The 12129-nt window shown below is 34.9% G+C and carries 11 protein-coding genes; 4 read left to right on the forward strand and 7 right to left on the reverse strand.

The features are described 5' to 3' along the window. Nucleotides 1-169 precede the first annotated feature (169 nt). Nucleotides 170-1474: a branched-chain amino acid transport system II carrier protein gene (gene brnQ, locus QMO72_RS12255; RefSeq protein ID WP_103266406.1), complete on the forward strand. Its 1305-nt coding sequence runs from the start codon at nucleotides 170-172 to the stop codon at nucleotides 1472-1474. A 221-nt stretch (nucleotides 1475-1695) separates the two neighbouring features. Beyond that, nucleotides 1696-2067 (forward strand): iron chaperone, encoded by a 372-nt coding sequence (locus QMO72_RS12260; RefSeq protein ID WP_103266407.1) that lies wholly within the window; start codon nucleotides 1696-1698, stop codon nucleotides 2065-2067. A gap of 79 nt (nucleotides 2068-2146) precedes the next feature. Here the strand turns inward: QMO72_RS12260 and QMO72_RS12265 are convergent, their stop codons facing one another. After that, nucleotides 2147-2887 (reverse strand): alpha/beta hydrolase, encoded by a 741-nt coding sequence (locus tag QMO72_RS12265; protein ID WP_103266408.1) that lies wholly within the window; start codon nucleotides 2885-2887, stop codon nucleotides 2147-2149. A gap of 148 nt (nucleotides 2888-3035) precedes the next feature. Continuing rightward, nucleotides 3036-3575: a hypothetical protein gene (locus QMO72_RS12270; protein ID WP_103266409.1), complete on the reverse strand. Its 540-nt coding sequence runs from the start codon at nucleotides 3573-3575 to the stop codon at nucleotides 3036-3038. A gap of 287 nt (nucleotides 3576-3862) precedes the next feature. Between QMO72_RS12270 and QMO72_RS12275 the strand changes: the two genes are divergently transcribed. Together QMO72_RS12275 and QMO72_RS12280 are read left to right on the forward strand one after the other, a co-directional pair. Then, on the forward strand, nucleotides 3863-4600 hold the full coding sequence (locus tag QMO72_RS12275) for a poly-gamma-glutamate hydrolase family protein (protein WP_103266410.1): 738 nt from the start codon (nucleotides 3863-3865) through the stop codon (nucleotides 4598-4600). Nucleotides 4601-4751: 151 nt separating this feature from the next. After that, nucleotides 4752-5972 (forward strand): pyridoxal-phosphate-dependent aminotransferase family protein, encoded by a 1221-nt coding sequence (locus QMO72_RS12280; protein ID WP_103266411.1) that lies wholly within the window; start codon nucleotides 4752-4754, stop codon nucleotides 5970-5972. Nucleotides 5973-6041: 69 nt separating this feature from the next. Here QMO72_RS12280 and QMO72_RS12285 read toward each other — a convergent pair whose 3' ends face one another. From QMO72_RS12285 to QMO72_RS12305, 5 genes are all read right to left on the reverse strand, one after another. After that, entirely contained in the window at nucleotides 6042-7253 is a 1212-nt protein-coding gene (locus QMO72_RS12285; protein ID WP_103266412.1) for a CynX/NimT family MFS transporter, read from the reverse strand. A gap of 95 nt (nucleotides 7254-7348) precedes the next feature. Continuing rightward, nucleotides 7349-8308: a carbamate kinase gene (gene arcC, locus QMO72_RS12290; RefSeq protein ID WP_103266413.1), complete on the reverse strand. Its 960-nt coding sequence runs from the start codon at nucleotides 8306-8308 to the stop codon at nucleotides 7349-7351. Continuing rightward, nucleotides 8301-9092, reverse strand: coding sequence for an oxamate carbamoyltransferase subunit AllH family protein (locus tag QMO72_RS12295; RefSeq protein WP_103266414.1), 792 nt, complete (start codon nucleotides 9090-9092; stop codon nucleotides 8301-8303). The genes arcC and QMO72_RS12295 overlap by 8 nt, the downstream gene beginning before the upstream one ends. Then, complete coding sequence (locus QMO72_RS12300) at nucleotides 9089-10354, reverse strand: YlbE family protein (RefSeq protein WP_103266415.1); 1266 nt, start codon at nucleotides 10352-10354, stop codon at nucleotides 9089-9091. Before QMO72_RS12300 ends, QMO72_RS12295 begins: the two co-directional genes overlap by 4 nt. A gap of 1 nt (nucleotide 10355) precedes the next feature. Continuing rightward, nucleotides 10356-12116, reverse strand: coding sequence for an acyl-CoA synthetase FdrA (locus QMO72_RS12305; RefSeq protein ID WP_103266416.1), 1761 nt, complete (start codon nucleotides 12114-12116; stop codon nucleotides 10356-10358). Nucleotides 12117-12129: the final 13 nt, after the last annotated feature.

Here is a 12129-nt window from a genome sequence, read left to right on the forward strand (position 1 = left end):
TTCAAAAAATAGGTACTGTAAGTTAAATTGTATATTCTGTGTCAATTCACAAAACACAATACTTCCAATATTATAAATTGTCAGAAATTTTATTGAATTAGGTTGCATTCTATGTTAAAGTTGCTTGTGTTTTGTGCAAGTAAATCTCCTTGAAATTGAGGTATATGAAATGAATAGACTCGTATTAATATCTGGTCTCATGCTCTTTTCATTTTTCTTTGGAGCAGGTAACTTAATATTCCCACCAATGTTAGGTTATACAGCTCAAGAAAATATGTGGATTTCTATGACTGGATTCGCTATAACTGGCATCTTATTGCCATATATAACAGTCGTTGTCGTAGCCTATATGAACGGCGGCGTCGAAAGTATTGGGAACAAAGTTCATCCTATTTTTGGAACAATATTCGCTATTTGTATATATTTATCTATCGGTGCATTATATGGTATCCCTCGAGCTGCTAATGTTGCTTACGAAATCGGGACAAATCATATTTTACCAGTACACAATCATTTAACATTACTTATTTTCTCTGTTATCTTTTTCATTATTGTTTATTTTATCGCTTTATATCCGAGCCGTATTATAGATAATTTAGGAAAATATTTAACACCGATTTTAATTATTATCATAGCCATTTTATGTATTCTTGTAATTATTAATCCTGATGGATCTATCGGCCATGCCAATGGAGAATACGCCAAGACACCTATTGTCTCTGGTATATTACAAGGCTATTTTACAATGGATTTAGTCGCTGCTTTAGCATTCTCAGTAGTAATAGTACAAATGTTTAAGCTCAGTGGCGTAAATGATCATAAGACACTTGTGAAAAATGTCATCAAGTCTGGATTTATTTCCGCCATCTTATTACTTATCATTTATTTTGCTTTAGCCTATGTTGGTGCGACAACAAGTCATGCTGGGCTACAAGATGGCACAGGTATTTTGACTTATAATGCCTTACGCGTATTTGGACCAGTTGGCAACTTAATATTTGGCGTAATTGTTATACTTGCGTGCTTAACAACTTGTGTAGGTCTTGTAAATGCGTGTGCGGCTTTTGCAATGAAAAAATTACCGAAAATATCTTATAAGATGTTCGTACTTATCTTTTCTTTGTTAGGCTTCTTAGTTTCAATATTAGGCCTAGACCTAATATTACAAATCGCCGAACCGTTATTAACATTTATTTATCCAACTTCTATCGTTTTGGTCATTATTTCGTTGATTAGTATCTTTATTCCCTTTGAAATGAAATTCGCATTTATCATACCAACGATAGTAACTTTAATAATTTCAATATTACAGATATTTAATGATTTCAACTTATTTACAGTTTTAATACATCTGTACCAAGCTTTACCATTAGCTAATATACAACTTGCTTGGCTTCTGCCATTCATTGTATTACTACTACTTGGTTTAATCCTAGATTTTTCTATTAAAAATCGTAATAAAGCTACATCATAAATAAAAAAAGTCCAACGAAGTTCAAATGCTTTGTTGGACTTTTTTCGTCTACTTTCTATAATATTAATATTATTAATTAAATACCTATTAACATGCTTTCTATTATATAAATTTGCTATGATGAACATAATCAATATCATTTAATATTGAAGTATTATTATGTATCAAACCTGACCCAAGCACATTGCGATTTCAAAATTTTATTGTAGGAGAAATGATAAATGAGCCAATTAAACGACTTTTTACAATCTTTTGAGAATGATAAACATAAAGAAATTATGACCGCCGTCTTCAAATGGGTTGCCGAAACATTTCCTGAACTAGAAACAACTATTAAATGGAATCAACCCATGTTTACACACCACGGCACTTTCATCATCGCATTCAGTAAATCCAAGCAACATTTTTCAATTGCTCCTGAAACTAAATGTATGAATGCATTTAATGAGCGTATTAATGTTGCAGGTTATGCACAAACCAATAATTTATTTCGTATAAAGTGGACACAAGAAATCGACTTCAATCTTCTTAAAGACATGATTCAGTACAATATTGAAGACAAGATAAACTGTACTACCTTTTGGAGATCTTAACTATTAAAAAAGCTGTGACAACATCTTGAAACGTTGTCACAGCTTTACAGTTCAACCTGCAAAAACCTTATGTTAAATATTATTCATAATCTTCAAAAAAGGCGATGATATCTTGTTCAACTTCAATATGACCTTCACCATATGTCATTAAATGTTTGCATAACTTGTATCCTTGTATCTCTTTTTGCTCATGTGAAATATGTTCATATATGTATTGTGCACTTGTTTCATATGACGCATCATCTTGTTCACCGTACTTTATCGTAATAGGTGCACTAATTTGATTAACCTTTGACATAACATCTTCTACCATTAACTGGAACTTATTTAATTCAGGCGTATAATCTTCAATTTGGTTTAGTTGATTAATTATTTCCTGTTGCTCTAATCCAATTAAATCCCCCATACGCTGCCCATAATATTTTAATCTATCGGCAAGCCCAGCATCGTCTTTTCTATATGGTGTAGACATGATTGCCACTGAATCAATAGGTTTGTGTTCTGCCAATTTCAATGATAATAATCCACCTAAAGATAGACCGCAGACACTGATTTTCGAATATCCTTTTTCCACTAAAAACTGATAACCATCTAATACGTCTTGCCACCATTGATCTGTATCATAAGTCATAAGCGCTTCAAGCATTAACCCATGACCCTTGTATGAAGGCACGTAGCACGTAAATCCCGCAGTGTTTAATTGAGTTGCCAATAGCTTCATATCACGTACAGTACCTGTGAAAGAATGTAATAATAATATAGCATGTTCTGATTGGTTGCTTTCCAAAAATATAGGACTTGGTGCTTTAACTTTGATCATTAATTGTCACTCCAAAATTCAAATTCATTATTCATTCTAATAGATATTAAGCAAACATACAAAAACCTAAGGTTAACAACTAACTGTAATATTTTTTAAGTAAGTCATTAACAATGAAAATGAAGCTACCTATAATGGCAACTTCATTTTAAACATATTCTTTTTTATCAAAAAATTGTAACTCATAGACAGATTTTTCATCGTACGTATTAAAACTATCTATTTTCCCATTAAGATGTAGTTCCTGTGTTTTTCTACTAACGTTATGTTTATAAGTGATTTTCACGTTTAAATCTGATTGATATCCATTATTTTGAATTGTATTTTCTATTTCAGTAAATACATCTTTATTTATAGGAAGTAAATAGCCTTCCTTACTTGGTAAAATGTTTACATATTTTTCTTGTAGTACATCTTGCGAGCCAATGTATATTTCAATTTTTATATTCTTAGCTGCCCCACCACCTAAGTTATATAATTTCATATAATCTTGTTCAGATTCACTATCAATACCTGTATTTTTCAGCTGTAATTGATTATGGTCTCGCGTAATCAATATTTGGTTAAAACTAAGTGCTGGCAGAAAGCTGATCTTCATTTGGTACAATTGGATACTTACAGACACAAAGTAAAATAGTGCCATGATAAATGTTCCAAGCGAACCAATTGCCGATATAATATTTATCATAATTTTACACCTCTATTATTTTAATTTATAAGGAAAGATATGTAGTGTAGCATATAATCTATTGTTAAAATATAGCAATCACCTTTTGCAAACAACTTATCAAATTCAATGATAAGCACCCACATAAATATATTACTCCTTAATTTTATAACATATATCCTTTTTTATGAAGTATTTTTAAAAACGAGAATTTACTAAAAGTTATTATATATTTAATTTATAATAACTCAAATTATATGATATTATAAATTGTATAAATTACTTTTTAAAATTAAGAGGAGTCCTATATGATAATTAAAAATGCATACACACATCGTTTTACTAAATTGAATATATGTATCATTACGCTCTTACTCTCATTCTTTTACCTGTTTATGTCCTCTTTTAAACCTGTTTATGCTGCAGATACCTATGCTTCCATGTCAGAATTAATGGAAAATACCGAAGAAGGCTCCGACTGGATTATCTCAACCGATGAAACATATAGCGCGAACATTATTGCTGCCATACACGGTGGTAGCATTGAAGCTGGTACTACTGAGCTGTCAAAGATAATTGCTGAAGATGGCAATTATAATTACTATAGTTTCGAAGGTATTCGCTCAGTTAATAATTCCGAATTACATGTTACTTCAACTCATTACGACGAACCTATTATTGAAAATATGCAAGCTCAAATGTCAAATTCTGTGATGATACACGGTGCAGGTGGTAATGAACCCGCTGTTTATCTTGGAGGCAGTGATGATGCATTACGTGCAGCCATCAAAGAGCAATTAGAACGTAGAAACTTTAATGTGGCAGCAACACCAAGCTATTTACAAGGAACATCATCTCAAAATATTGCAAATAGAAATGCAAAAGGCGCTGGAGTTCAATTAGAGTTAACAACTGCACTCCGCCAATCATTTTTTATAAACGGCAATCTCTCAAGTTACTCCCGAAATGATCCAAGTAATTGGAGTGATCAAATGTATGCATTTGCTAGTGCTATAGATTCAGCTCTGCAAGAAGTACATTCATAGCCACATCTAGTATATAAAATCATTCCCCTTTTAATTTTTGTAATATTCACACAAATTAATGTATAATTTTCATCAATTTCAACAAATATTCGCTTTCTGTAATAAGGTATACTATATTATGACGTAATTTATAGAAAATGAGGTAATAAATATGGATGCATTGAAAATTAATAAGCGCTTAATTATGACACCCGGCCCTGTGAGCGTGGACCCCCGCGTTTCTCAAGCTATGTCTAACTCTATCTTAGGTCAATTTGATTATGAATTTGTAGATATTATGAATCAAACAATGGCACTTATTCGCCAATCATTTTTGACACAAAACAAATGGTCGTTCCCTATTGATGGCACAAGTCGTGCTGGTTTAGAAGCTGTCATTGCAAGTATCGTTAAACCAGGCGATGATGTACTCGTACCAATTATTGGTCGCTTCGGTTACTTATTTACAGAACTTGTAACACGCGCTGGCGGAGTTGTACATAATATAAAAAAACCAATGGGCGAAGTTTTTGATCAAGATGAAATTATAGAAGCTTTAGATCGTGTTAATCCCAAAGTGCTTGCAATTGTACACGGTGAAACATCTACTGGTCGTTTACAGCCTATTGATCAAATTGGGCACGCCTGTAAAACACGTGGTATTTTTTCAGTTGTAGATGCTGTAGCTACATATCAAGGCATGGTCATTCCTGTTGATGATTGGGAATTAGATGCCGTTATCGGTGGTGCTCAAAAGTGTCTGTCTATCCCTTCCGGTATCACTCCTATTACATTCAATGATAGATTTAGCGAAGAAATCAATCGTCGTAAACGTGTAGAACTCGGGATACGCTCTAACGAAATCACTGAACAAGATGATTTCATCAGAAGTAACTATTTAGATTTAACTCAGTTACAAGACTATTGGAGCCCTAAACGTTTAAATCACCACACTGAATCCACTACATCTATTTATGCTTTATATACTGGTTTAAAATTAGCACTCGCAGAAGGTATTGAAAATCGTGCCCATCGCCATAGCTATCATCAAGAAGGATTAAAATTAGCCTTAAAAGCATTAGGTCTTGAAATTTTTGGCGATGAATCCAATGAAATGAAAATGGTAATCTGCGTGAAAATACCACAAGGTGTAGATGACAATGCCTTTAGATTAGGATTACTTAAAAATTATGGTATCGAAATTGCTGGTTCTTTCGGCGAACTACAAGGAAAAATTTGGAGAATTGGAATTATGGGTTACGCCATAGAGAAGCAAAACATTTTAACTTTCTTATCTACCTTTTCAATTTATCTCGCACATCAAGGGGTAGATAACCTTAACTTAGAACAAGCTGTAAGTACTTTGCTCAAATATTATGAAACAAGTGAATAATATCCATACACAAAAAAGTAGCCGTTGACTCATATCAGCGGCTGCTTTTTGTTTTTAAATTAGATGTAGTTAACTATCTTCAATCACGTTTTGTTTCGAGGCAGGATAACCAAAGATAAAGAATAGTATAGACATTATAATTAAAGCTATAATACCTGAAATCCAACTTCCCGTAGCATCATGTAGATAACCAATCAAGAATGGGCCGATAGCTGCTATTAAATAGCCCACTGATTGCCCAAAACCAGATAATGCAATGCTACCTTCACTCGTGCGCGCACGTATAGAAAAAAACGTCATACATAAGCTGAAACATGCACCCATCGCCAATCCAGCAATAATAATACCCACTATAAGCAATATGAGTGATTGAGTAAAGAATAAACTAAACCCTAGTAAAAATAAAATCGTGATAATCACTATTAACATACGTTGGTCTTTCAACTTAGATGCAATAATTGGAAATGTGAATGTCATTGGCACTTGGGAAAATTGATTTAACATTAATAAATAGCCAGCAGTTGATGGATCTAACCCTCTATCAACGAGTATTGATGGCACCCATGCCACAACAGTATAAAATATCATGGACTGAAAACCCATTGTCAAAGCAACCATCCATGCTAATTTTGATTTTATAATACTTACCTTTTTAGGTTTCTGCGCCTGATATTGAGTGGCAGTAGCTTTCTCCAATTCAGTACCTCTACGCGCTTTAGGTAACCAAAGTATGATGGCAATTAGTGCAAGAATAATCCAAAATGCTAAAGATAGTCTAAAACCTATTGGCATCATTTCTGAAAGAGGGAAACTTAGTCCACCTCCTAATCCAGCAGTAAAATTCATTGTCCCACTATAAATACCTGTAGCTAATCCAATTTGCATTGGAAAATACCATTTAACATAACTCGGTAGCACAACATTACCAAAGGCAATAGCAACACCGAGTAATATTGTCCCAATCAAAAACACGTTAAAATCTCCAGCTACTCTTAAGTATAAAGCTATAATTAACAGTACAGTAGAATATAATATCGTTCGAGACATTGTTAAACGAGATGTGACCTTTGATACAAGCGGAGAGACAATAGCAAAAATAATTAGCGGTATAGTGGTTAGAATACCAGCAACACTATTATTAATATCCATGACGTGTTTAACCTCATCTACTACAGGACCCACTGAAGTCAGTGGTGCACGTAACGTAGAAGCAATGAATATAATAGCTAATACCACGCCCCAATTTTCTTTAATTCTATGTATACGAACGGGTTCTGTCATCTTATACCACCTTTCTTTTTCATCTTTAGTTATAATAATAGAACGAATCGATCAAACACATCTTCTTTGAACGATTCGTATATAAACAACTATCTTTAATTAACTATTTCTGTCGCTTTTTCTAAGACAATACGTGTACCGGCTTTACCATCGAGTGCATCAATTGCATCGTCTAATGAACAGATAATAGATTCTTTACCTAATTCAGCAAATTGAATCGCAGCTTCTATCTTAGGTAACATACTCCCCGCTGGAAATTGTCCTTCCGCAACATATTTTTTAGCTTGCTCAACAGAAATAGTTTCTAACTTTTGTTCATTATCTTTACCAAAATTTACATATACATTAGGAACATCTGTCAGCATCATAAACGTATCTGCTTCAACTTGTTGTGCCAGTTTTAACCCTGAGCGATCTTTATCGATAACAGCTTCTACACCATGGATTGTTCCATTTTCGTCTCTATAAACTGGTATACCCCCACCACCAGAAGAAATCACAATCGCTTGATTAATCAATGATTTAATTTGGTCTACGCCATGAATCACTAAAGGTTCTGGAGAAGGAACGACACGACGATATCCCCTGCCTGCATCTTCGACCATTACAAAATCATGTGTTTCCTCTAAACGTTTGGCTTCTAACTCATTAAAGAAGACGCCAATAGGTTTTGATGGATTTTTAAATGCTGGGTCATCTTTATCTACTTCTACCATTGTAAGTAAAGTTACGACGCTGCTATCAATATTTAAAGCTTCCAAGTGATTTTTTAATGCTTCTTCCATCATATATCCAATAAAACCTTGTGATTCAGCATTACATGCGTTAATAGGTAAAGGTTCTACAATTTCTTTCGCTGCTTCATTTTGCGCTATAATATTGCCCACTTGTGGACCATTACCGTGTGTGACTACAACGTTGTAGCCTTTCTCTTTTAGCTCTGCCATTTTACGTGTAGCAGCATATACATTGTTATATTGATTTTCGTATGATGCTTCTTGTTTAGGTTGTAAGATTGCATTCCCGCCTAAAGCAAGTACAACTCGCTTACCCATACGCTTCACTCCTTAAAGTTAGTGCTACATACATACCATACAATGTATCCTTTCCCGAAGTTGATCCAACTTCTAACAATTGGTTCATGTGATATAATGATGGATCATGTTGCAACACTGAAATTTTCGAACTAAATTGTCCTTTTTGTGCACATTTCAAAAAAGTCTCACCGACAAGAGTAGTAAGTGGCTTTTCAAGTATATGTGCTAATATTTCTAAATTTTGATTCGTTATATATGGATGAATAAAATGAACAAACAGCATGCCTGTTAATATATCATCACCTGAAGGCGTGAGCCCTTGTCCTCTACCTATAATGTAGCGATAATAGGTTTCAACTGTTTCTCCACTTCCGTACTCTAATAAGCGCATAAACTTTTTCATTTTTTCGTAATCAAAGTCTGTTTGATGATACTCTGAAAAATCGTAGTGCTTTATGTTACATGCAAATTGCTTATTATGTGTAGTGCTATTCCAGTCATTCAGTGGTAAATGTTCAACTTGCCATACAAGTTGACATGCTGCATTAATATAAATTGCATTAGGACCTAATTTGATAGTTTGACCCTTACAAATCACCTGAAATAATTGTGCTTTTGTTTGTTGATCAATGACAATACCAAATGGGAAAGTTCCATTTTCATCACTTCCTACAAATATAAGTTCCTGTTCTTCACTTACAATATTAAACCCTTTTTTAAAAATACTATGCACGTAGAACGATTTTCTCTTTTCCAATATTTCCTGGGCAATCTTGCCTATCGCTGTAGCGTGAAAAATCACGTTTCAAAACCTAATTTCTCAGCGTAAGCTGTAATTGCTTTTTCAAAACATTCCACTGGCGGATGGACTGTGCCAGCCCCAATTTGACCATAACCAGCTATTTTATGCGCAATACCTGTATTAATTACAGGTGTAATACCTGTTTCTACAACTTTACGGGCATCTATGCCTAGACAAGCACCTTTAAAGTTCCATGTCGGAATCGCAAAGTTAGGATTTTCACCAATACAAATCTCTGTCATTTCATTACTGATTTTTAAAGCATCATCAAAACCACCTGTGCCAACAAATCTCGTAACAGCAGGCGCAGCAATCATTGCCATACCACCTACACCAATTGTTTCTGTAATTGCAGAATCTCCAATATCCGTATTAGCATCATCCGCAGAATAACCAGTGAAATATAAGCCCTGTGGTGTATTAACAGGTGCAGTAAACCATTGATCGCCCATACCTGCAATACGTACGCCAAAATTTTCACCATTACGACACATAGCAGTCACTACCGTGCCATGTTCGATTTGACGCGCAGCATCCATCATTGCTTTTCCAGTTGCCATAGCAATATTCAAGAAAAATTGGTCTGTATCAGCTAAGAATTGAATAACCTCTGTACGCTGTGCTTGTTCAACATCTTCTAAGGCACTAATAATTGGTGTCACTTCTTTAAGAAAGGCTAATGAAGCTGCTATATTACGTTGATGGAATTCGTCACCCATCGCAATCGCTTTAGCAATCAACACATTTACATTCAAACCATCTTTCATCTGGTGCAAGGCTTTACTTAACACTGGACCTAATACATCTTTCATCCAATGCAGACGGTTGACTACCGTTTCATTATAAGCACCGAAACGTAGCACCGCACCGATACCTTCATTCATTTGGCAATAAGCTTCATTACCACTTTCTCTATTTTCAACTACGAGGACAGGCATATTTGCAGATGTTATACCTCCCATAGGCCCCACGGCATTCACATGATGACAAGGGATTAACGTAATTTTTCCATGTTCTAATAATTCACGTGCACCTTGTTCATTACTTGCCCAACCTTCAAAAAGAATGGCACCTACACAAGAACCTTGCATCGGATCAGTCATATTTTCATATTCAATTGGTGGTCCAGCATGTAGCAAGACATGGTCTGTAAGTTCAGGAATTTTAGATTTTGCAGGTACCACATCTACTAAAAATGGCGCTGCTGCAATCATTTTGTCAATAACCGCTTGGTTCGCTTCATCTATTGTTTTGTAACCCATGTTATACCGTCTCTCCTTCGTAGTTATTTAAAAATTGTAGTACTTTCATTAATTTTTCATCACCACCAGCAATTGGACGCCAATTAAATTGAACCACTTGCGCTTCATTAGATTGAATAGCTTCAGTAAAACTTTGCAATCCAATATTAATGACACTTGGTTTATGATTTATCAAATTCATTATTTTATCATCTACAGTTAAATCTACTGCTTCCACATCAAAGTTCTGTACTTCTCGTTCTGGTTGTGCAACCGTACCACCAATTAAATTAATTGCCGTACGAACCATCTGATCGTTGGTATCACAAACGATAGCGCCTGCTGCTTTTAAAGTATTGATTTGTGCATGATAGTCTTGATAATCATGTTCTGTCCCAACCACTGTAACAAGTATTGCGAGAGAACGACCATCTTCCCTCACTTTTGCGCGTATATTTTGAATAGTTGGAGCAAGCTCACTTGCCATATCATCGTGACTACCATAGCCAATGACATTATCTAACATAATCACTGCTGTTGATGGATCTTCTGCAGACTTTTCTAACATTTCAATACGCTTAGTTGGGTCAATCATTGGGTGTGGTCTACCTTGTGTATATATATCATCACCTAAATCAACGATTTCATGGTTACCACCTTTATAAGAAAACCCTTCCGGCGTCTCACTATCTGAGTCATCCCCCAATGTATCTTTCACTAACATCGCCGCTTCGGAAGCTAATGTACCACCTGAATAATATCCTTTAATACCATCTTGTTTAGCAGTTAAATTGACTGAAATATTATCCAATACTTTGGGTTTGAAGTTTGGCGTATCTCCATTAGATAGTTGTACTGACACACGCGCTGCTTCTTCTAACGTATAAGCATGATAAATATTTGCTTCTGTATAAGTAGGTTTAGTTCCTAAGAACAATGCTACTACCGGTTTATCAATATTTCGCAATAAATTAAGTACTTTCGCTTCAACTGCTTTAGCTGGTGGTTTAGAAATCACAGTAATCACTTTCACTTTAGGATCTTGATTTAGTGCTTTAATACTATCGAGCATTGTTACTGCACCGACTTCCGTAGACAAATCTCTACCACCAGTTCCAATCGCATTTGTCACGCCCTTACCTTCACGATCAATAATTGTCGTTACCTCTTGAATACCTGTTCCAGAAGCGCCTACCACGCCTATGTCGCCTGCATTGACAGTATTAGTAAATGCAAGTGGCAAACCATGTATAATTCCAGTTCCACAGTCTGGTCCCATAACTAAAAGCCCTTTGTCATGTGCCATTGCCTTTAAACGTACTTCATCTTCTTTTGCAACGTTATCGCTAAACATAAATACATTCAAATTATGGTTGAGTGCATTTTCTGCTTCCATTGCAGCATATTGCCCTGGTATAGAAATAAGTGCAAGGTTTGGCTTTTCTGCTAGCTCTAATGCGCGTTTCCAATTCGAAGCTTCATCTTGTTTGTGTGTTTGACTATCACTTTCTGCTTTGCCTTTTAATTCAGCTTCTATCTCTTGGTCAACTTCAGCTATTTTCGCTTCATCATCTGTATCAATGACAATTAAAATATCATTAGGTTTAGCATTTTCTAATTCTGCAGTACCTAATCCCGAAGATTTGAAGATATCCTTATTTGCAGGCGTACCCATCATAATAGATACTTGATTCACACCTTCAATAGCAGATAATTTATTCGATAACAACATTAATACAATCGAATCTTGATACGTATTTTCTTTAATTATTGTGTATAGCATACTATTCCTCCGT

Origin of the sequence: Staphylococcus casei (genome assembly GCF_030294405.1) — a bacterium.
GTDB classification, from domain to species: Bacteria; Bacillota; Bacilli; order Staphylococcales; family Staphylococcaceae; genus Staphylococcus; species Staphylococcus succinus.

Bases quoted from the DNA above. Each gene is read 5' to 3' on its own strand.
- QMO72_RS12280 (WP_103266411.1), top strand. From the start codon at position 4,752: ATGGATGCATTGAAAATTAATAAGCGCTTAATTATGACACCCGGCCCT.
- QMO72_RS12265 (WP_103266408.1), bottom strand. From the start codon at position 2,887: ATGATCAAAGTTAAAGCACCAAGTCCTATATTTTTGGAAAGCAACCAA.
- QMO72_RS12285 (WP_103266412.1), bottom strand. From the start codon at position 7,253: ATGACAGAACCCGTTCGTATACATAGAATTAAAGAAAATTGGGGCGTG.
- QMO72_RS12275 (WP_103266410.1), top strand. From the start codon at position 3,863: ATGATAATTAAAAATGCATACACACATCGTTTTACTAAATTGAATATA.
- QMO72_RS12300 (WP_103266415.1), bottom strand. From the start codon at position 10,354: ATGGGTTACAAAACAATAGATGAAGCGAACCAAGCGGTTATTGACAAA.
- QMO72_RS12270 (WP_103266409.1), bottom strand. From the start codon at position 3,575: ATGATAAATATTATATCGGCAATTGGTTCGCTTGGAACATTTATCATG.
- brnQ (WP_103266406.1), top strand. From the start codon at position 170: ATGAATAGACTCGTATTAATATCTGGTCTCATGCTCTTTTCATTTTTC.
- QMO72_RS12305 (WP_103266416.1), bottom strand. From the start codon at position 12,116: ATGCTATACACAATAATTAAAGAAAATACGTATCAAGATTCGATTGTA.
- QMO72_RS12260 (WP_103266407.1), top strand. From the start codon at position 1,696: ATGAGCCAATTAAACGACTTTTTACAATCTTTTGAGAATGATAAACAT.
- arcC (WP_103266413.1), bottom strand. From the start codon at position 8,308: ATGGGTAAGCGAGTTGTACTTGCTTTAGGCGGGAATGCAATCTTACAA.